Origin of the sequence: Kitasatospora sp. NPDC059408, from assembly GCF_042751525.1 — a bacterium.
Lineage (GTDB): Bacteria > Actinomycetota > Actinomycetes > Streptomycetales > Streptomycetaceae > Kitasatospora.
In genome coordinates this window covers 55,208-75,055 of sequence record NZ_JBHYWI010000024.1, presented here as the reverse complement: position 1 = coordinate 75,055, position 19,848 = coordinate 55,208, and the positions used below count along the sequence as shown (strand labels likewise).

The 19,848-nt window shown below is 74.7% G+C and carries 16 protein-coding genes; 2 read left to right on the top strand and 14 right to left on the bottom strand.

What is annotated here, in order from left to right; all coding sequences use genetic code 11:
* The first annotated feature begins 123 nt into the window (after positions 1-123).
* Positions 124-1,677: a hypothetical protein gene (locus ACFXDE_RS18155; protein ID WP_380495367.1), complete on the top strand. Its 1,554-nt coding sequence runs from the start codon at positions 124-126 to the stop codon at positions 1,675-1,677.
* Between the two features lie 163 nt (positions 1,678-1,840).
* Complete coding sequence (locus ACFXDE_RS18150; protein WP_380495365.1) at positions 1,841-3,598, top strand: BTAD domain-containing putative transcriptional regulator; 1,758 nt, start codon at positions 1,841-1,843, stop codon at positions 3,596-3,598.
* A gap of 23 nt (positions 3,599-3,621) precedes the next feature.
* On the opposite strand, the gene ACFXDE_RS18145 is transcribed toward ACFXDE_RS18150, so the two are convergent.
* From ACFXDE_RS18145 to ACFXDE_RS18080, 14 genes are all read right to left on the bottom strand, one after another.
* Positions 3,622-4,185 carry a discoidin domain-containing protein gene (locus tag ACFXDE_RS18145; protein WP_380495363.1) on the bottom strand — a complete coding sequence of 188 codons (564 nt, stop codon included), beginning with the start codon at positions 4,183-4,185 and terminating at the stop codon, positions 3,622-3,624.
* A 619-nt stretch (positions 4,186-4,804) separates the two neighbouring features.
* Positions 4,805-5,428 (bottom strand): phage tail protein, encoded by a 624-nt coding sequence (locus ACFXDE_RS18140; RefSeq protein WP_380495361.1) that lies wholly within the window; start codon positions 5,426-5,428, stop codon positions 4,805-4,807.
* A gap of 6 nt (positions 5,429-5,434) precedes the next feature.
* A complete protein-coding gene (locus ACFXDE_RS18135; RefSeq protein ID WP_380495359.1) occupies positions 5,435-7,381 on the bottom strand; it encodes a putative baseplate assembly protein in 1,947 nt (648 codons plus the stop codon).
* Complete coding sequence (locus ACFXDE_RS18130; RefSeq protein WP_380495357.1) at positions 7,381-7,845, bottom strand: GPW/gp25 family protein; 465 nt, start codon at positions 7,843-7,845, stop codon at positions 7,381-7,383. The genes ACFXDE_RS18135 and ACFXDE_RS18130 overlap by 1 nt, the downstream gene beginning before the upstream one ends.
* A gap of 5 nt (positions 7,846-7,850) precedes the next feature.
* Positions 7,851-8,132 carry a PAAR domain-containing protein gene (locus ACFXDE_RS18125; RefSeq protein ID WP_380442607.1) on the bottom strand — a complete coding sequence of 94 codons (282 nt, stop codon included), beginning with the start codon at positions 8,130-8,132 and terminating at the stop codon, positions 7,851-7,853.
* A 51-nt stretch (positions 8,133-8,183) separates the two neighbouring features.
* Entirely contained in the window at positions 8,184-10,031 is a 1,848-nt protein-coding gene (locus tag ACFXDE_RS18120) for a VgrG-related protein (RefSeq protein ID WP_380495354.1), read from the bottom strand.
* Positions 10,032-10,033: 2 nt separating this feature from the next.
* Complete coding sequence (locus ACFXDE_RS18115; RefSeq protein WP_380495352.1) at positions 10,034-10,816, bottom strand: LysM peptidoglycan-binding domain-containing protein; 783 nt, start codon at positions 10,814-10,816, stop codon at positions 10,034-10,036.
* 96 nt (positions 10,817-10,912) lie between these two features.
* Positions 10,913-11,347, bottom strand: a complete 435-nt coding sequence (locus ACFXDE_RS18110; protein WP_380495350.1) for a phage tail protein — start codon at positions 11,345-11,347, stop codon at positions 10,913-10,915.
* Positions 11,348-11,360: 13 nt separating this feature from the next.
* Positions 11,361-12,026: a hypothetical protein gene (locus ACFXDE_RS18105; RefSeq protein WP_380495347.1), complete on the bottom strand. Its 666-nt coding sequence runs from the start codon at positions 12,024-12,026 to the stop codon at positions 11,361-11,363.
* Between the two features lie 1,690 nt (positions 12,027-13,716).
* Positions 13,717-13,875 carry a DUF6760 family protein gene (locus tag ACFXDE_RS18100; RefSeq protein WP_380442626.1) on the bottom strand — a complete coding sequence of 53 codons (159 nt, stop codon included), beginning with the start codon at positions 13,873-13,875 and terminating at the stop codon, positions 13,717-13,719.
* The gene (locus ACFXDE_RS18095; RefSeq protein ID WP_380495344.1) at positions 13,872-14,321 is read right to left on the bottom strand and encodes a hypothetical protein; all 450 of its coding nucleotides are present in this window, start codon (positions 14,319-14,321) and stop codon (positions 13,872-13,874) included. The genes ACFXDE_RS18100 and ACFXDE_RS18095 overlap by 4 nt, the downstream gene beginning before the upstream one ends.
* A gap of 10 nt (positions 14,322-14,331) precedes the next feature.
* Entirely contained in the window at positions 14,332-14,775 is a 444-nt protein-coding gene (locus tag ACFXDE_RS18090) for a phage tail protein (protein ID WP_380442630.1), read from the bottom strand.
* Positions 14,776-14,835: 60 nt separating this feature from the next.
* Positions 14,836-16,374, bottom strand: coding sequence for a phage tail sheath family protein (locus tag ACFXDE_RS18085; protein WP_380495342.1), 1,539 nt, complete (start codon positions 16,372-16,374; stop codon positions 14,836-14,838).
* A gap of 132 nt (positions 16,375-16,506) precedes the next feature.
* On the bottom strand, positions 16,507-19,836 hold the full coding sequence (locus ACFXDE_RS18080) for a hypothetical protein (protein WP_380495340.1): 3,330 nt from the start codon (positions 19,834-19,836) through the stop codon (positions 16,507-16,509).
* Positions 19,837-19,848 lie beyond the last annotated feature (12 nt).

Here is a 19,848-nt window from a genome sequence, read left to right as displayed (position 1 = left end):
CCGACCAGGCACGAAGGTCTGCCCGTTCGGGCAGCGGTCCCGGGTGGGGGCGGCGCTTACCGTGGACGGGTGAGCGTACGGGCGGGGGCACGGCGGGGCGGAGCGTCGGGGGCAGGCCCGGGGATGGCGCCCGGCACGAGCCCGGTGGCGCACACTCCCGCCGCCGCTCTGCTGTCCCTGCAACGGGCGGCGGGGAACGCGGCCACCACCGCGCTCGTCCGGTCGGTGCGATCCGCGCCCGCGGCCGTCGTCCAGCGCGTCGACGGCGTCGTCCAGCGCGTCGACGGCGCGGACACGGCTCCTGTGAGCGATCCGGAGGCGCTCGCGGCCGTCAACGCGCTCCCCGCGCACGTCCTGAGCGGGGGCGGCGGGGTCCCGCTCACCACCGACACGCAGAAGGGGCACTTCCTGCGGGCCGGCCTCGGCTGGTTCGGCACGGTGGCCGCGCTCGTCGCCCACTACTCCGCGATCGAGCAGTCCGCGGTGCCCGGCCGGCCCTGGCTGCACCGCGACGCCAAGGCCCGGCTGGAGGGGGTGGCGACGGCGCTGGAGGGCCCGATGCCGTCGTCCAGCACCGCCTTCGCCTTCCGCAAGTCCTTCGACGCGAACACCAAGTTCACCCCGGCGTCCATGCACACCCTCGGGTACGCCATCGACTACGACGCCACGAACATGCCGCAGATCGGCAAGGCCGAGACCGCGGAGCTGGTCCGGTCCGTCACCGGCGCGGAGAGCCACGCCGACCTGGGCGAGTACGGGCAGCGCAGGGCGTTGATCCGCGCGACCGGCGACGCGACCGCCGGGGATCCCGACGTCGCGCCCTCCCCCGCCGCCCAGGCGCACTTCGACCGGCTGCGCGCCGAGTCCGGGCGCCTCGCGCAGACCTCGGCGGCCTTCCAGGCCTCCCTCGGCGACAACCGCGACGCCTTCCTCGACCTGCGCACCCGCTACTTCGAGGCCACCACCGACGCCGACCGCGCCGCCCTCCTCGCCCAGGTGCCCGCCCTCATCGCACCCTGGACGGCGGCGATCACCGCCGAGGAGCAACGGATCGCCCGGGCCGCCGCCGCGGCCGGTCTCGACGCGGCCGACCTGCCGAGCCGCCAGCGGCTCACCACCCAACTCGCCAACCTCGACGCGGTGAAGGCCGCCGCCGTCCGCGACCAGCGGGCGGTCCGGCACGCCGCCGAGCCGGCCGAGACGAGCCCGGCCGGCCGCCGGCTCGCGCAGTGGGAGCAGAAGCTCGACCTGACGGCCTCCGGCGGCTACGCGGACCGGCTGACCGCCGTCGTCAACGCGGCCGAGGACCGCCGCACCGCGCTCGCCCCGCTGCTCGGCGCCCGCGAGCAGGCCGCGACGCTCACCTCCCTGCGCGCCAAACTCGCGACTCCCGCCTACCTGTTCGGGCAGAAGAAGGCGGGCAAGAAGGGCACCCGGCCGACCACGGCCGCCGCCGTCGCCTCCCCCTCGATGGCGCAGCTGGTCGAACGCGGTTTCTACAACCCCCGGGAGCGGACGGCCGGTTCGGAGCACTTCGACGCCGAGTTCCTGGTGCAGCTGGCGCGGCACGGCTTCGACGGCGGCCTGGCCTGGGGCGGGGAGTCCACCGACTCCATGCACATGGAACTGGTCGTCGACCGCCCGGCGGCCCAGCCCCCGGCCGGCGCGCACCCGTAGCGCGCCGCACCGCCACCGCCACCGGCCCCGGCCCCGGCCCGCGATCGGCATATTCGCGGCCCGGCATATCCGGCGACAGGGCGGCCCCGTTCCAGTAGTCTACCAACGATCACACTGAGTGATCATCATGGAGCTCTACCAGTGCGGGGGGAGCTGACCCTCGATGCACGATCGCGCCCACCACATCCACTCCGCCCCAGGTGATCCGGCACGGACCTCCTGGGTGATCCGCGACCACCTCCTCGACCGGCTGGCCCGCGCCTCGCCCGGTGCCCTGACGCTCCTGGTCGCACCCGCCGGCTACGGAAAGACGACGCTGCTCGCGCAGCACCTCGAACGGTTCGCGGGCACGATCGTGCGCTGGCGCCCCTGGCGCGGCACGAGCGAGGCCGGGGCCCTGCTCTCCGCCGTCCGCCACGCGCTCGGCGGCGGCGCCGGACCGCTCACCGTCGAGAGCGTGCTGCGCCGCGTGGAGCGGCGGCCGGGCCCGGTGCTGCTCGCCGTCGACGACCTGCACCTGATCCACGGGACCGAGGCCGAGGCCGCGCTGGAGGAGATCGCGCTGCTCGCCCCGCCCAACCTCCGTCTCCTGCTGGCCGGCCAGCGGCTGCCCCAGTTCAACCTGACCCGCTGGGAGCTCGCCACGAGCACCGTCCTCGGCCCCGCCGACCTGCGGCTGCGCTCCGACGAGGTCCGCCGGCTGCTGCACGACGCGCACGGCGGCCGGCCCTCCGCCCGGCAGACGGCGCAGGTGGACGGGCTCACCCAGGGCTGGCCCGCCGCGCTGCGGCTGGCCGGCCCCGCGCTCCTGCACCCGCCGGAGGCCGTCGCGGCCGTCGTCGGCTCCCTCACCCACGCCTACCTGGAGCGCGAGGTGATCCGGCCGCTCCCGGAGCGGCTCGTGCGCTTCCTGGAGCAGGTCAGCCCGCTGTCGCGGCTCGACGCGGCGCGCTGCGACGCGCTCGTCGGCGGCACGGAGAGCGCCTGGCTGCTGGGCGTCCTGGCCGACGAGCGCGGCCTGCTCAGGCGCGACCCGGCCGACGGCACCTTCCACTGGGGCCCGCTGCTCCGCGGCCACCTGCTGCGTCGCCGGCCGACCGGGACCACCGGCGGCGGGCGGGAGCGCCCGCCGTCCCGCGGCGTCGCGTCGACAGCCGCACCCGCGCCCGCGCCCGCCGCCGAATCGGCCACGCTGTCGCTGCGCTGCTTCGGCGGTTTCGAACTCACACTGGGGGAAAGGGACTTGACCTGGACGGCGATCCGCCCCCGGGCCCGGGCGCTGCTGCGACTGCTGGCGATCCACGCCGGCCAGCCCGTCCACCGGGAGCTGCTGGTCGAGGCACTGTGGCCCGAGCGCCCGCCCGCCACCGCCGCGCGCTGCCTGCACGTCGCCGTCTCCGCGCTGCGGACCTTCCTGGAGCCCGGCGTCACCCGCGGCGGATCGCGGCTGCTGGTCCGCTCCGGCGAGGCCTACCTGCTGCGCATCCCCCCGGAGGGCAGCTACGACCTGCGGCGGTTCGAGACCTCGCTCGCGGAGGGCCGGGACGCCGAGGCGGCCGCCCGGCCGGAGGCGGCGGCCCGGGCCCTCCGTGCCGCGCTGGACGCGTACGCCGGGGACTTGCTGCCCGAGGATGGTCCGGCGGAGTGGGTCGTGGAGCGCAGGGAGCACTACCGGCACGCCGCCGCCGAGGCCGCGCTGGTCCTCGCCAAGCTCGAACTCGCCCGCGGGCGGCCGGTCGCGGGCGCCCGGGCGGCGGCGCGCAGCGTGCAGATCGACCCGTTCCGGGACGACGCCTGGCAGACGCTGATCGTCGCCCACGAGCGGAGCGGGGAGACGGCGGCGGCCGAGCGCAGCCGGAAGGGGCACGCACGGATGCTGCTCTCGCTCGGGCTCCCGGCCGCCCCGGCAGAAGTGATCTGATGCACAGTCAATTTCCGTAATCCTCACGGACGTTCGAAGAACTCCACCTCGGCGACGGCCACCCTGCGGTCCGGTCCCGTGCCGTAGGCGGCGTCGACCGTCAGGCGGATCCGCACCACGTCGCCGACGGCGAGGTGGAAGCGCTGCTCGCCCGGCGCGTCGGCCGGGCGGACCGTCCGGGTCGTCGCCCTGCCGTCCGGGCCGGTCAGGGTGACGGTGAGTTCGCGCGGGCGGGCCTGGGTGAGGAACTGCTCGGCGGTGGTCGAGGTGCCGGGGTAGACCACGAGGTCGAGCAGCCGGAACGGCGACGCGAAGTCCATCTCCAGGTACTCGCCGCGGCCGTCCCCGGGGCGGGCGGGCGCCCAGTAGCGGTCGGTGGTCCCGTCGACGGCGAGCGCCGCCGGGTGGGCCGGGTCCTCGCTGGAGGCCCGGACCGCGGTGGGGTGGACCTGCTGCGGCGTGGCGAGCCGGTCGCGGACCACCTCGACGCCGGCGGCCAGCTCGCCCCGGTACGCGTAGCCCCCGGCGGCGAGCAGCGCCACCAGCACCAGCGGCACGACGAACCGCGGGCGGCGCAGCCGGCGCACGCGCGGACGGTCCCCCGCGACCGGGCCCGGCCTCGGCCGGCGGACGAACGGCCGCCGCCACCACGGCGGCTTCGGCGCGACCCGCGCGTCTTCGAGCGGGTCGCCGCAGCGGCGGCAGTAGCGCCGGGTGGGCACGTTGCCGGTGCCGCACTGGCCGCAGATCAGGTCGCCGGGGGCGATCGGCTCCCGGTCGTCCGCCGGCCGGGGCGGGCGCGGCGGCGGGGGCGCGGACTCCTCGCCCGGCTGGACGGCCTTCGGCTGAACGGCGTGCGGCCGGGCTTTCGGCTCGGGTCTCGGGTTGAGTCTCGGTTCGGGTCTCGGGTGGGCTTTCGGGCGGGGCTTCGGGCGAGGTTTCGCCGGTGCCGATGCCGGTACCGGCGCCTCGGCCCCGGCGGCGGGTTCCGGTCGAGCGGCCGGAACCCCAGGCGGTGCGGACGGACCCCCCGGCGGTGCGGACGGAGGCCCGGACGGGCGGGGCGGGACGGCAGGGGCAGGCCCGGACACGGGAGGCGAAGGAGCAGGCGCAGAGGCCGTCTCCCGTGGCTCCTCCTCCCACGACAGGTACGCCCCGCACGCGCCGCAGAAGTCCTCGCCCCGCGCGCAGGGCTGCCCGCAGTGCTCACACGTCGTCATGGTGCCCGTCCTCCTCCCCGGCCCTCCCGGGCCGCGCCGCCACCACCTCGACCGTGAACGGCACGTGCGCCGGCCGGTTGGCGGCCACCAGCTCCCGCACCGCCCGCAGGTCCACGACCGCCGGGTCCGGCACCCGCAGCCGCACCACCAGCCGGGGCGCGGCCTCCCCCGGCAGCGCCGCGTCCGGCCGGGCCGACCACCGGGCCCCACCGCTCTCGTCGATCTCCGGCTCCACCCCGAACACCAGCCGCAGCTGTGCGGCCAGCCCCGCCCGCGTCCCGCGCACCGCGTGCAGCGCCGCCGCGTGGACGACGGCGGCGCGCCGCCGCTCCGGCGGGAGGTCCGGCCCGGACGGCGCGCCGACCCACTGCGCCAGGTAGGCGAGGAAGTCCGGCGGCGCGAGCCGGGGATCGAAGTACGCGGCCAGGTTGTCCAGCGTGCACAGCACCGGCGCGAGGACCTCGTCCAGCGCGCCCGTGAAGCGCTGGAGGAACAGGTTCTCCCCCGCGCCGTCCCCGTCGTCGGCGTAGACGCCGGGAAGCTGCGCCCCGAGCGGGTGGCGGCTGGGCAGGTCCGGGACGGGACCGCGTCCGTGCGACCGGGTCGGCATCCGTCCTCATTCCGCCGCGACGCGGACCTGGTGCTCGTACGAGAACACCAGGGCGTGCGGGGCGAGGTGGATCCGGTCGGTGGCCTCGCCGCGGTGGCCGTGTTCCGGGTCGGCCGGGAACAACCGGACGCTCTCGACCAGTTCGACGCCTGGCACCCGCTGCAGCACGGCGAAGACCTCGCCGGCGTGCAGCGGGCGGCCGAACGGCCAGCCGGTGCCGTCCGGCCCGCCGGTGAGCGGGTGGAGGTGGCGGTGGAGCGCGGCCAGCGCGGCCCGCTGCACGGCGCCCGGCGTGCTCCGCGGCCTGGCCCTCAGCGCGGCGACGACCGTGACGCCCTGGTAGTGCGGCGGCTCCACCAGCAGCCTCGCGCCGAGCAGCCTGCGTTCGTCCAGGTAGCCGGTGACCTGCTCCAACAACTCCTGCGAGCAGGCTAGTTGGGCGAAGGCCAGACGGCCCTCGCCGTCGTCCTCGGCGTTCGGCACGAGCAGCACCCGCACCCCGCCGGCGTCCGGCCCGGTCTCGGTGGCGACGCAGCGCACCCGGCCGACGGCGGGCGCGGCCTCGCGCGCCAGCTCCTCGTAGTCCTCGGCGGTGACGGCCCGGCGGCGCGTGCGCAGCACGATCGGGCCGCGCAGCCGGGCACCCGCGACGTCCTCGCCGTCGACGCCGCCCTCCGCCGCCCGCGCGTTCTCCACCCGGGCCACGTACGGGACGGAGGTGCGCAGCACGGCCAGCGCGCCGCGGGCGACGTTGCCGCGGCGCCCGCCGCCGGTGGCGTACGCGCGGACCCGGACCGCCGTGCCCTCGGGCGGCACCGCGCCGTACCGGCGGAGCGTGCCGTCGGGTTCGCGCACGGCCGGGCCGAAGGCGATCTCGCCGGTGCTGCGGTCGAGCCGGAAGTGGCGGTCCTCGGAGGCCGAGCGGGCGAAGTCCTCCACCTCCTGCCACTCCTGCGTCCCGTCGGTGCCGGTGGTCTCGACGGTGACCGGCTCGCCGCCGGCGACCACGGGCGGGCGGGCGAGGGTGAAGGTCTGGCCCGGCAGCCCGTCGGAGCGGCCGAGGGCCTCGCCCTCGACGCGCTCCGCGTGGACGGCGGTCGTGGTGCCGCCGACCGTGAACGCCTCGGCGGAGATCAGCACCGGCGTCGCGGAGTAGGACGGGCGGCCGGGGACCGGCGCGGTGATCCGGCAGCGCAGCCAGCCGGCCCGGTGACGGGCCTCCACCGAGGCGGCGTGGTCGGGCGGCAGCCGGAGGATGACGTCGCCGGGCCGGTTGAAGCCGCCGGTGGTGTCCCGCTGGACGGCGCAGCCCGCCCAGCCGTCGCCGGTCCAGGCCTCCCAGGCGAGCGGCGGGTGGTCGGGGTTGATGCCGTGCCCGCTGACCGGGAACTCCAGGCGCAGCGCCACGAGGCAGTGCGGCACGGCCTGCGAGAGGCCGAAGAGCAGGACGTCGCCGGGCACCGGGACGGCGGCGAAGCACGCGACGCCGCGGCCGTCGGCGAGGTCGGCGTCGCGGTCCACCGGGGCGCCCTGGGAGGCGGTCGCGAGGTGTGTCAACGCGCAGGGGAGGATGGCGAGTTCGCGGACGGTGGAGAAGACCACGGCCTCCTCGGTCGCGGTCCGCACGGTGGCCACCTCCGCTCCGGCCCGCACCGGGACGGTCCGCTCCTGCGGCGCGGAGAGCCAGAAGGTGACCTCCGTCCGGGCGGCGGCCGGCGGCAGCAGGCGGACCCCGATCAGGTCGAGGAAGGCCAGGTGGTTCTTGTCGGGCACCCGGTTGAGCCGGTAGATCAGCTGGTCGACCATGTGGGCGAAGGTCTCGATCAGCGTCACGCCCGGGTCGGAGACGTTGTGGTCGCTCCACTCCGGGCAGCGCTGCTGGACGAGCCGCTTGGCCTCGTCGACGAGGTCCTGGAAGCGGCGGTCGTCCAGGTTGGGCTGCGGCAGGGGCATCAGGGGCTCCCCGGGTGGTCGGGGCGGTCGGGAGCGTCGGCGCCGTCGGGGCCGTCGGGGCCGTCAGGGCCGTGCGCGGGGATGACGTAGAACGGGAAGACGAGGTTGCGCGGGTCGTTGGTGCCGCGCAGCGCGTAGCGGACGTCGATCCAGAGCGTGCCGGAGTCGACCGCGTCGAAGCCGACGACCACGTCCACGAGGTCGATCCGCGGCTCCCACCGCTCCAGCGACAGCCGCACCTCGTAGGCGATCAGACCAGCGGTGGCGCTGTCGGCGGGCGCGAAGACGTGGTCGTGGATGGCGCAGCCGAACAGCGGGCGCATCGGCCGCTCGCCCGGCGCGGTGGAGAGGATCAGCCGGATGCTCTCCTCGACCTCGCGCTCCTGGGCGACCAGCGCGATCGACCCGGTCGGGTCGGTGCGGACCGGGAAGGCCCAACCCGCACCGATGAACCGACGTCCCATCACCCTCACCCGCCGATCAGCACGGTCGGGCAGCCACCGACGATCGGCGCGCCGCAGGCCGCGAGGTCGCCCGCGCGGGCCGCGGGCAGGCCGCCGATCAGGACGGTCGGGCAGCACGGCGGGGCGACGGCGCTCGGCGGGTGGACGGCGGGCGGCGGGAAGGAGCACACGTGCGGCGTGCCGACGACGGCCGCGGGCTGCCCGCCGATGAGAACGGTGGGGATCCCGGGCGGGGCGAGCACGCCGGGGTGCCCGGTCGGGTCCCCGACCCTGGCGGCAGGTGGCATCGGTGGTGCTCCTTCGCTCGTCCTCGTTCATCGGAGGTCGGTCATCGGAGGTCAGTTGATCTTGATGAGGGCGGCACTGATCGAGCAGGTCGCGCCGCCCTTGATCTCGGTGCTCGCCGTCCCGGACACGCCGACGGTCGCGCCCCTGACGTCGACCTGCCCCTGCGTCTGCAGCTTCACCGCGCCCGCGCCGCCGTCCAGTTGGACCCCCGAGCGGGCCGTCACCCGTACGGAGTCCCCGGCGAGTTCGAGCTTCCCCTGCCCGGCGTCGACGCTGACGCCCTGCGCGGCCTTGACGGTCACCTTCTCCTTGGCCTCGATCTCCACCGTGCCGTCGCTGTGCACGACCACGGACGTCGCCTTCCCGTCCAGGTGCAGCGTCACCTTGCCGTCCCCGGTGGACAGCCGGACGCCCTTCGGACCGGCGGCGGCGTCCAGGAGCTCCAGCCGGTTGCCGCTGCGCGACACCAGCGAGCGACGGTTGACGGCGCCGCTCGTCCCGTCCACCGCCTCCACGTCGTGCCGGGACGGCCGGTCCTCGCCGTTGTACAGCCCGCCGATCACGTACGGCCGGTCCACCAGGCCCTGCTCGAAGCCGACCAGCACCTCGTCCCCCACCTCCGGGCCGAACACCCCGCCCCCGCCCTTGCCGCCGGACTGCGCCGTCCGGGCCCAGTCGCTGACGTAGTCGTCCGAGAGCCACGGGAACGCCAGCCGCACCCGGCCCTGGTGCTCCGGGTCCCTGGTGTCCGTCACCGTCGCGTTGACCAGCCCCGCCACCCGGTCCCGGGGCCGGCCCCCGCCCGCCGTCAGGCCGAGGAGCGAGCGGTCGGTGCGGCCGCTCACGGTGATCCACGTCTGGTAGCCGACCCCCGGATCGAACACGTGCCGGACCGCGGTGACGGTGTACTTGCCCTCGAACGGCGTCCCGACGTTCGTCAGCGTCACCGCACTGCCCGCCCGCAGCCGGGGGATGCCCATCGCCACCGCCGACAGCTCCGCGAACGACGCCGCCAGGTCGGCGGCCAGCGAGCGCGCCGCCCGGTCCGCCTCGGCCTGCGCCCCGAACGGGACGTCGACGGCCAGGAACGCCGCGTCCCCGAAGGGCTCGGCGACCCGGGCCGGCGTCAGTCCGAGCGCGAGCAGGTCACTGGCGCCGGCCGGCGCGTGCGCGACCACCGCGCGCTTGGCCTGCACGTCCCAGCCGCGCGCCTCCACCTCCCGCACCTGGTCGGCGGACGTGACGACGGCGTGGCAGCGCAGCAGGTTGCGGCCCAGTTCCAGGACGAACGGGCTGGCCCGGACGGACGTCGACGTGCCCGGCGCACCGGCGGCCGGGGTCGGACGGCGGAAGTGGAACCGGCCGTCCACCACGGCCACCTCCCGGCCCGACCGGACGGCCAGGCGGCCCAGGAACTCCCAGTCGGTGAGCCCGGCCTGGGCCAGGTGCGGGTGGACGGTCGTCGTCGCGTCGACCGTGCCGAGTCGCAGCCCGGCCCGGCGCGCGACGGCCGTCGCGACGTCGGAGGCCGTCATCTGCCGGTAGCCGACCACCCGGCGCCCGCGCAGCAGCCGGTGCGAGTGGTCCAGCCCGCGGACGACGGTGAACGTGCCCGTCGCGTCCGCGTCCACCTCCAGCGCGGTGACCTCCCCGGACACCAGCAGCTCGCGCTGCGGGTCGTCGGCGACCCGCGCGAACAGCTTCACCTGCACGCCGATCGTCAGGCCCGCCTTGGCCAGGACCAGGTGGTGCGGGTCGCGGAAGCGCAGCACGAAGAGGTCCGGCAGGTGACGGCTGCCGTCCACGTGGGCGGAGACGAGGAGCTCGGCGACGGCAGCGGCGAGCGGCTGCCCGCCGACCTCGACGGCGAGCGTGTTCGCGAAGGCCTCACCGGCCATGGTCAGCGCCTCCCGCGGTTCATCGGGCCGTTCCCGTGCGCGATCTCCTCCGCGCCGGGCAGCAGCAGTTCGGTGCCGGGGTTCAGCCGCATCGGATCGTCGATGCCGTTCGCCTCGGCGATCGCCCGCCAGGCCGCCGGATCGCCGTACTCGCGCCACGCCAGCAGGGCCAGGGTGTCCCCCGCCACGACGCGGTGCACACGGCGGGCGGCGAGTGCGCCCGAGGACGGGTTCTGGCCGGGGAGCTCGCCGCTGATCTCCTCCAGGGTCACCTGGCACACGGCGCGCACCGGCAGACCGCCGGCCGTGAACAGTGTGTACTTGGCCTGCACCTGGCTCACGTACGCGAGGAAGCCGGTCAGCCCGCCCCAGTGGAAGATCACCCACGGCGGTACGCCCTGCTGCTTGCCGTGGCTCTGGGCCGTCGGCACGCAGCACGCGAACAGCTGCTCCACCGCCTTGACCACCCGGTCGGAGGGGTGATCGGTGGTGTCGAAGAACATCTCCAGCGACAGCTTGCTGGGCTCGGCCCCCTTGAACTCGACCGGCCCCGCCTTCCGGGCGCCCTTCGACGTCTTGCGCTCCCACTTCGCGGACTTGGCGAGAGCGAGCTCCCGGGGGTTGAACTGGAAGTCGATCTTGTCGATCCGGGGTCCGGGCGTCGTCGTGCCGCCGTCGGCGGGCGGATGGCGCAGCTCCAGGTACGCCCGCTCCAGCTTCGGCCGGGCACCGGCCGGACCGCCGCCGGTCGCGCCGGCGGAGAAGACCACGGGTGAGGACGGCATGCCGCTCTCCTTTCAGGCCGTCGGGCTCTCGGGCCGTCGGGCTCTCGGGCCGTCGGACGTTCGGGCCGTTGGACGTTCGGGCCGTCGGACGTGGCCTCAGGCCCGGTCCGGGTCGAGGAAGCCGTGGTGCGCGATCTCCAGCGTCTCGGTCGCCACCTTGGGCGTCTCCGGGCTCAGCGACGGCCCCTGCCAGCGCACCGGCACCACGTCCAGCAGGCTCCACCGGGCGACCACCCGGCCGTCCGCCGTCATCGCACTGATGTGGCCGGTCTTGCGCGTCACCCCGGACACCATGCCCGCGATCCAGCGGGTCACCTTCTCGGTGTCCTTGGTGACGGGACGGGTCAGCTTGATGGTCGAGTACTTGATGCGGGACGGGAGTTGCCACACGTACCCGTTGTTGCCGCCCTCCTCGCGCTGCTCCATCACCACCTCGCAGCCCAGCCCCTCGCAGGAGTTGAACGTCCCGAGCTTGAAGTCGTCGATCTCGACGATGAAGCACACGCTCACCGCCGGGTCGTCGTCGGCCATCGCGGGGCTCCTCTCAGTGGTAGGGGTGGGTGTCGAAGCGGAGGCCGGCGCGCTCGCGGTCCTGCCGGAGCTCGGCCCGGAGCAGGCGGCCCAGGGGGTCGATCAGGCGGCGGACGAGCTCGTCGGTGCTTTCGGGTGGAGCTGTGGGTGCGGCCGTGGGTGCGGCCGTGGGTGCGGCCGTGGGTGCGGCCGTGGTGTGGGCTTCCGCGCGCTGGACGGGCGGGGGCGGCGGTTCGGGCGGCGGCGGCTCGGCCTGCTGGGAGGCCGGCGGCGCGAAGACCACGGACCCGTCGGGCATCCGCTGGGCGATGCCCGCGGCCACGGCGACCGTTCCCGGGTCGGCGGGAGTCCTGACCTGTGGCGGCGGCACGGCCGGCGGCGAGGCCTGGTAGTTCTCGCCGAGACCCTGCAACGGCAGCAGTGGGGAGGTACGGCGCTGGACGGGCGTCGACGGGTCCGCTCGGCGAACGGCGCCGGCCGGCTCGACGCGGGCGGCCGGTGCCCAGACGACCGGGACGGCACTCGGCTCGGCCGTCACAGCGCCGGGAGGAGCCGCCTGCGGCGCGGGAGCCGAACGGAGCTGCAGCCCACGTTCACCGACGAGCCCGATGCTCGGTGCGCTCGCGGTGATCACGGCCGGGTCGGCGACACTGGCGGACTCACCCTCCGGGGGCTGCATCCGCTGCAACCTCACGGGCCTCACGGGCAGTTGCGGAGATCCGTGCGCTCCGCCGGCGGCGACATCGGCGGCCTTCGGGAGCGCCACGGACGCACCCCCACCACTCGCCGGCACCCCGTCGCCGACCGTCGGCGCCACGAGCCCCGCGCCCTCCGGCCCGGCCGAGCGCTGCACCGGCGTACCCGACGTCGGCCCACCAACTCCACCAACCACCGCCGGCGTTGAGCCACCGACCAGCGGCGCGACGGACCCCGCACCTTCCGGACCGGCCGCCGTACCCGACGTCGGCCCACCAACTCCACCAACCACCGCCGGCGTTGAGCCACCGACCAGCGGCGCCACGAACCCCGCGTCCTCCGGTCCAACCGAACGCTGGACCGGCGCACCCGACTCCTTCCGGAGCCCCGAACCGCCAAGCCTCCCTGCCGCCGACGGCGTTGCTCCACTCGCCGACGGCACGGCGACGTCGCCCGACCAATGCTCCGGCTGCACCGGCGGGTTCGCCGCTACGACCGGCACCTCGCCCACCAACGGTGCCACGGGCAGGGACTCCGGCTCGGGCGCAGGCCCGTCGTCCGGCCGTACCGACGCCGTGGTCCCGGGAGGTCCGACCGCCGCAACCATCGGCGGTGGGGCGTCTTCCAGTTGCGGCACGACCGGCTGCGCCTCTCCTGCCGCCCGCTGCACGGTCGGCGACGGACCCGGCAACGGCGCACCGAGCCCGCCCGACCGCCGTGAGACGTGCGGCAGGCCCGGATTGCCACTCGGAATCGCCCGAACCGGCGGAAGGGTTCCGGAGCCGCCCGCCTCCGCCGCCCGCTGCACGGCAGGACGAGACGCGAGCGGTGCGCCGAGGCCCAACCGGCGGCTCGGCGGGGGTACCGCATCCGCCGCCCGCTGTCCCGCCTGCGCCGACCGCTGCACGGCGGGAGGCGGCATCGTCGACGGTGCGCCCTCCCTCCGCTGCGGTTCCTCGACTCGCTGCACCGGAACCGCCGGAACCGCCGACGCCTCCGTTGCGGCCATCTCTGCCGTCGCTGCCGTCGCTGCCGTCGCTGCCGTCTCAGGCGCCGATTCGCCGACGAGGGGCCGCTCCGGCACTGCGGCGGCCGCCAGTTTCCGCACCGGCAGTTGCTCGACCGACCGCGCGACCACCGTCATGGCCGCACCCGGCGCCGACGGCACGACCATCGGCTCCACACCCGACGGCTCGACGCCCGATGCCGGCACGACCGACCGCCCCGCAACCACGGGCTCCACGAGCGGCGACTCCAGGCCCGACGGCCCCGCAACCACCGGCTCCACGACCGACGGCTCCACGACCACCCCAGCCGACACCGACGACGGATCCGGCCCAGCCGCCTCCGCCCCCGCCTCCCGCGCCACACCGCCCGCACCGCCCGCCGGCCGCACCAGCCCGTCCCCCGTCCCGCCCGGCGCAGCCGGGTGGACGAGGTGGCCGAGCGGCCCGAGGAAGGAAGGGTCCTGCCGGCTCGTCAGCCCGTCCCGGAAGCCCGCCGGGTCCGTGACGAGCTCCGGCGCGCCGAAGGTGAGCCGCTGCACCGGCACCTCGCGCCAGCCGCCCCTCGGGCCCCGTGCCGCCGCCTGCGCCGCCGACTGCGGCACCGACTGCGATACCGGCCCAGGGCCGACGGACCGCCCCCTCCTCAGCCACCCCCACACCGCCGCCTCACCGTCCCTGCGCGGCCAGGGCGTTGAGCCGGCCGATCTGTGCGACGAAGCGCAGCCGTTCGGGGTGTTCCAGGTCCAGGATCGAGTCCAGCGGCCAGTGGAAGTGGTAGGCGACGTACGCGACCTCCTCGTACAACCGCTCGGTCGCGTACGTCACGATTCCCCCAGGCGGCCGCCGGCGAGGTCGACCGCGAAGTCGCAGGAGCAGGACGGGCAGGTGACCTGCGCACGGGTGTGTCCCTCGGCGTTGATCCGGCGGTAGAAGTCCTGGAGGAACGCCAGGTCGGAGGCGAACAGGTCCTCGATGACGCCCGCGTGCACGTCCGTGACGCCCCCGATCCGGGTGACCACCCGCCCGAGGAGCACCACGGAGAGGTACGCGGGGTTCTCCCGCACCCGGTCGTCCCGCAGCGGCACCAGTTCGTCCCGGGCCGTCGCGAGCCGCATGACGCCGGAGCGGTGCACCTGTCCGGAGTCGTCCAGGTACCCGCGCGGCAGCTCGAACGCGAACTCGGTCCGCATCGGCTCCCGCTGCCCGCCGGCGGACGCGACCGGCTCGGCCACCCGTTCCGCCCCGGGCGGGGCGGCCATCTGTCGTCGCATCAGGGCCGCCTCAAGCCACGTCCATGGATTCGTACGTGATGACGATCTTCTCCGTGAGCACGCTGGTGTCGCCGGCCTTGAGCGAGCCGATCTCCAGGCTCTTCGGCCAGGCGTTGACGAGGTTGTAGCGCTTGATCGCGTTGCCCTCGTAGTCGAAGACGATGATCGCGCCGCCCTTCCTGACCTGCGCCATCTTGCCGAAGCGGGAGTCCTTGATCCACTTCTCGAAGCTGCTGTCGCCGGTCAGGCCACGGGTCAGCGTGACCTCGCCCGCCTTCGGGCGGCCGGGGAGCTTCTTGACCACGTACTTGCCGTCCGCGGTGTTCGCCTTCAGCTCGATGACGTCCTGTTCCATCTTCAGGCCCGTCACCTCGCTGATCTGTTTGATCACCACACCGTCGAACTCCAGGCCGAAGGAGTGGCCGACCGAACTGTCCTGGTCGGGAAGTGCCATCGCGCGCCAACCGCCTTTCCCTGCTCACTGGTCGACGAGTACTCACCCGCCGACGGGTACTCACTCGTTGACGAGGCTCGTCCCACCGGAGAACTGGGAGAGCCGGAAGACCACGAATTCGGCGGGCTTCACCGGCGCGACGCCGATCTCGCAGATCACCTGCCCGGCGTCGATGCCCTCGGCCGGGTTGGTCTCCCGGTCGCACTTCACGTAGAACGCCTCCTCGGGCGTGAGGCCGAACAGCGCGCCCTTGCGCCACTCGTTCACCAGGAACGCGGAGATCGTCCGCCGGATGCGCGCCCACAGCGCGTCGTCGTTCGGCTCGAACACCACCCACTGGGTGCCGATCAGGATCGACTCCTCCAGGTAGTTGAAGAGCCGGCGGACGTTCAGGTAGCGCCAGCTCGGGTCGGAGGAGAGGGTGCGCGCACCCCAGACCCGGATGCCCCGGCCCGGGAAGGCCCGGATGCAGTTGACGCCGATCGGGTTGAGCAGGTCGTGCTCGCCCTTGGTCAGGTTGACGGCGAGGTCGACGGCGCCGCGCACCACCTCGTTCGCGGGTGCCTTGTGCACGCCCCGGCTCTCGTCGTTGCGCGCCCACACGCCCGCCATCGCGCCGCTCGGCGGCACGAACCGCAGCCGGCCGTCGGACGGGTCCGCGACCTTCAGCCACGGGTAGTACAGGGCAGCGTGCTTGGAGTCGTAGCCGGCGCCGACCGTCCGCCACTCCTTGACCTGCTGCGGGGTCAGGTCTGGCAGGGGGTCGAGGATCGCGACGCGGTTGCCCATCAGCTCGCAGTGCGCGATCAGGGCGTGCTGCACCGCCTTGACCTGGTCGGCGTCCAGCGTGCCCTGCTCGTAGGCGCTCATCAGGTCGGGGACGGCGACCATCGTGATCTCGTCCACCGCCTCCAGGCCGCCGAGGCCCGTGCGGTCGTCGGCGCTGCCGACGTACTCGGCGGGCGTCGGGGCGCTCCCGACGGGCTGCGGCTGCGCGGGGGGCGCCGGGACGGCCACTTCCTGGTTCGCCGGACGGGCCGCGGCCTGGGCGCCGGCCTCCTCCACGGCGATCAGCCGCGAACGCTCCCGGACCACCGCCACCACGTAGGTGCGCTGGCCCCGCTTCGCGGACACGTCGAAGCTCTCCTCGACCTGCTCGCCGCGCTTGACCCGCAGCGTGAACGCGTCCTCGCCCGGCGACTCTCCGGCGGCGTCCGCGACCTCGACCGACAGTCCCTCGCCCGCACCCGGCAGCGCGGCGACCTGGAACCCGCCGAGCGTGGCCTTGCCTCCCCGGCGCTTGGCCGGCCCCGGGGACGGCGGCGCGGCCGCGTTCCCGCCGCCGACCCGGACGACGTAGCAGACGCCGCCGCCGTTGAGGAAGTACGCGTAGACCGCGTGCGCGAGGTAGCAGCCGTCGGCGAACTCCCCGAACTCCCGGGTGTACTGGCTCCAGTTGGTCACCAGCGTGGGCGTGTTCGGCGGCCCGCACGGCGCCAGGCCCACGAACGCCGCGACCGCCGTCCCGACCCCCTCGATCGGACGCGAACCCGCCTCGACCTCTTCGACGTAGACGCCCGGCGACAAATACGACGGCATCCCTCAGCCCCCTTCGGACCCAACCGGCCACGCCCAGCCTGGTATCCCGGGGCGACCAAGGTCATGACCGCCGGTACGGCCTATCGGGTCTCCCCCCGTGCCCGATCGGGCAATCAGCACATGGATCGGTCTTCAAGCACGCGCACTTCCGCCGACGGCATCGATCGCCTCGTTGACGATCTCGGCCTTCCGCGCCAACCTGACCCGGACTTCGGGGGTCAGGGATTCCATCGTGAGCTTGCCGTGCCTACCCTTGTTGATTTCTTCCAGGATGTTCCACGGCTCCACCCGATGGCCTTCTTCGAGCAGCATCTGGATGTTCGCCACGGATTGCCCTGCCTGATGGTCACGCCCTTCGTAGAGGCTCGCCAGCCGCAGCGTCAGGCGGGCGTTCTGCTCCCGGGCGGCCGTCTGAAGGGCGTGTGCACAGTCGTGATTCCGGTTGTCGGCGAGATCCGGCACTCCAGGACCGCACGGGGACCGGCTGATGTCCATCCTGATCACTCTGCCGACGGGCCATTCGCGAATTCCCGTCCAGCCCTTCGCACGGATCGCCGCGATGGCGCGCTGTTCGGCGTGCAGGCCGCCACCGGATCTGAACGTCCCGACGAACTCTCCGCACATCCACACCTGTGCCACGGTCGGCGTGCTCTGGCCGAATTCGATGTCACTCACGTCGAGGGCCATCCGCGCGGCCGACGAGGTGTCGACCGACTTGGTCGGGTTCACCGCCCCGCGCACCGACCACGCGCCGTTCCGAACCGCTGGAACGAGTTCGGTCATCCCGTATCTCGACTTGATCCCGGCGAACAGCACCGGAATCGCCTTGATGCCTACTGGACTTCCGGAGACCCGTCCGAGCAGCCGCGCGGCCGCATCCACCCCGCGATCCAGCCGACGCTGCTTCCCCTCGGGGGTGTCCTCCCCCTGAGCCTTGCTCCTCGCCCTGCCCAGGAGGCTCTTCCCCGCCGCGACGATCTTGCCGATCACCCAGTCGACGGCCTTCGTCACCGGGGCCTGGACCTTCTCCAGGATGCCCCGGATCTTCTCCGAGATGCCGCCGAGGCCCAGCAGGCTCGCGAGGAAGTCCAGGACCAGGGGCAGCGCCTTCGCCAGGGCCGCTTCGATCTTCGCGGGGATGCCGCCTCCGGCGCCCGCCGCGATGCCCTCGATCGAGTCCAGGACGGTGTCGACGAAGTCCTTGAGCCGGGCGGCCTGGTGGACGAAGAACATGATGACGTCGTAGATCGCCTTGCACGCCCGGACGAAGGCGGAGGCCGGGTTGAGCAGGGAGACGATCCACGTGACGCCGGCGGTGACGATCTTCTCCAGGACGAAGTCCTTGATCGCGCCGATCACCGTGTCCTTGAGGTCGCCGAGCTTCCCGAGGATCCAGCGCCAGAGGCCGCCGACGCCCTCCGCCATCAGGACCCGGACCATCTCGAAGGAGCCCTCCAGCGCCCGCATCGCCGGTTCGGGGATCTGCCGCACCACGCGGGCCCGGATGTTGGCCCAGGTCAGGCCGAGGACCGACAGGACGAGCTTGAGGATGCCCTTGGCGTCCAGGGCCTCCGGGAGTTCGATGCCACCGGCCGCCAACCGGCCCAGCAGCCAGTCCTTCAGGCCCTGCTTCAGGTGCTCGCCGGCCCGGGCGGCGAAGCCGAGGACGCCGGACTTGACGGCGTCGACGAGGTGGCCGAGGAACTCGATCGGCTTCGCGATGATCCGCTGCACCGCGCCGGCCGCTCGCGAGGCGACGCCCGCGAGCAGGTCGGCGAGCTGCTTGACGGTCGCGGCGGTCTCGGCGAGGGCGTCCATCGCGGCGTCCAGCAAGCCCTTGTCCTCGGCCTGGAGGGCCTTGATCTCGTCGTCGACGGCGCTGCGCGCGGCGGTGTAGCGCTGGGCGAGGTCGTCCACCAGGGCCTTGGACTTGTCGTCGACGGCCGAATCCAGCTCCGCGAACCGCCCGCCGAACTCCCGGGCCGCGTCGGCGGCGAAGCGCTGGAGTTCGCGCGGCTGCCGGGCGACGATCCCGGCGGTCGCCTCCCGTCCGCGCGCGATCCTCGCCTTGGCGGTGTTAAGTTGACGGCCAATCAGATCGGCGACGTCCGAGATGACCGCACGCATCCTGGACTCGTAGAGGGCGCGCGAGAGTTGGAAGATCCGGCCCGCCTCCGCCGGAAGGCCGGTGAACTTGTCGGCGACCCACCGCGCCGCGCCCGAGACCCCGGCGTACCGCTCGTCCTTGTACCGCTGCATCCGGGCCTGGTGATCGGCGGTGAAGGCCGCCTTGGCCTGGGCCTCGCCCTGGTCGAAGGCGGCGCCCACCTGGCCGTCGAGGTCGGCGAGCAGCTTGTCGACATCGGACTTCGTCCCGTCGTAGACGGCCTTCAGCTCGGCGGAGACCTTCGCCCGCGCCTCCTCGTCCCGGGCCTTGGCGGCGGCCTGGCCGGCCGTCACGTGCGCGCCGGTCGTGGTCCGGGCCGCCGCCATTCCCTGCATCCCCGCCGCCCCCAGCGCCGACGCGGCGGAACGCTCGGCCGCCACCTTCTGCTGCTCGGCAGCGCGGAGGGCGGCAGGGGCGGTGGCGGCGTGGTGGTCGGCGGCCTGCTTGGCGGCGAGGGCGGATTCGAACTGCGGCTCGTTGGAGGCGGCGAGTCGGGCGGGCGTGAGGCCGGACTCGGCCATGGTGGCGTCGGTGCGCTGCGGGGTGGCGGAGAGGTCGGTCTGCGGGGGCGGGGCCGGGGCGACGGCCATCGCGGCGGGGTCGGGAGCGGGCGGGGCGACGGCGGCGGGGCGCTCGGGCAGGGCGGTGACCGGCCGTTCGAGCACGCGGGACGGGTCCGGAGGCTCGGCCGCCCGCTCGGCGACGTCCCGGGCCGAGGCCTGCCGGCCGGCGGTGACCTGACCGAGCACCTGGCTCCTGATCCCGTCGGCCCGGCCGGAGGAGGCGAAGGAGTCGGCCTCGTCGAGGTTCTTCGGCGCCTGGGCGGCCACCGCCCGCTCCACGGCGGCCACGAAGGCGGCCTTGTCGAACGCGCCGGGCTTCGCGGCGTCCATCCGGCCGACCTGCGCCGCCTTGGCCTGCGCCTCCCGGTCGTCGGCCGGGGCGACGGCGGCGTCCTGAGCCGCACGCGCCTCGGCGGCGGGCGGGGGATGTCCGGCGAGGGCCCGTCCCTTGGCTCGGATCTCGCCGGCGGCGGCGCGGAAGCGGGGATCGTCCTGCGGCTGGGTCTTCGCGGGTGCCTCCGGAAGGCCGGAGGCGAGGCGCTGGACGGGCTGCACCGCCCGCTGCGCGACCAACCGGGACACCGCTGCATTGCCCGCCCCCGCCTGGAGGCGCCGCAGCGCGTGCGGGTCGAGCCTCCCCCGTGCGGGCGGCGGGCCGTCCCCGTGCTGGGCGGCCGGCGCGCGTGCAGGGGCCACCGCCTGGTCGTCGGCGCGCTCCGGGACGGCCTTCACGGGCGGCGGCCT

Bases quoted from the DNA above. Each gene is read 5' to 3' on its own strand.
- ACFXDE_RS18155 (WP_380495367.1), top strand. From the start codon at position 124: ATGGCGCCCGGCACGAGCCCGGTGGCGCACACTCCCGCCGCCGCTCTG.
- ACFXDE_RS18150 (WP_380495365.1), top strand. From the start codon at position 1,841: ATGCACGATCGCGCCCACCACATCCACTCCGCCCCAGGTGATCCGGCA.
- ACFXDE_RS18140 (WP_380495361.1), bottom strand. From the start codon at position 5,428: ATGCCGACCCGGTCGCACGGACGCGGTCCCGTCCCGGACCTGCCCAGC.
- ACFXDE_RS18135 (WP_380495359.1), bottom strand. From the start codon at position 7,381: ATGCCCCTGCCGCAGCCCAACCTGGACGACCGCCGCTTCCAGGACCTC.
- ACFXDE_RS18130 (WP_380495357.1), bottom strand. From the start codon at position 7,845: ATGGGACGTCGGTTCATCGGTGCGGGTTGGGCCTTCCCGGTCCGCACC.
- ACFXDE_RS18125 (WP_380442607.1), bottom strand. From the start codon at position 8,132: ATGCCACCTGCCGCCAGGGTCGGGGACCCGACCGGGCACCCCGGCGTG.
- ACFXDE_RS18120 (WP_380495354.1), bottom strand. From the start codon at position 10,031: ATGGCCGGTGAGGCCTTCGCGAACACGCTCGCCGTCGAGGTCGGCGGG.
- ACFXDE_RS18115 (WP_380495352.1), bottom strand. From the start codon at position 10,816: ATGCCGTCCTCACCCGTGGTCTTCTCCGCCGGCGCGACCGGCGGCGGT.
- ACFXDE_RS18110 (WP_380495350.1), bottom strand. From the start codon at position 11,347: ATGGCCGACGACGACCCGGCGGTGAGCGTGTGCTTCATCGTCGAGATC.
- ACFXDE_RS18105 (WP_380495347.1), bottom strand. From the start codon at position 12,026: ATGCAGCCCCCGGAGGGTGAGTCCGCCAGTGTCGCCGACCCGGCCGTG.
- ACFXDE_RS18095 (WP_380495344.1), bottom strand. From the start codon at position 14,321: ATGCGACGACAGATGGCCGCCCCGCCCGGGGCGGAACGGGTGGCCGAG.
- ACFXDE_RS18090 (WP_380442630.1), bottom strand. From the start codon at position 14,775: ATGGCACTTCCCGACCAGGACAGTTCGGTCGGCCACTCCTTCGGCCTG.
- ACFXDE_RS18085 (WP_380495342.1), bottom strand. From the start codon at position 16,374: ATGCCGTCGTATTTGTCGCCGGGCGTCTACGTCGAAGAGGTCGAGGCG.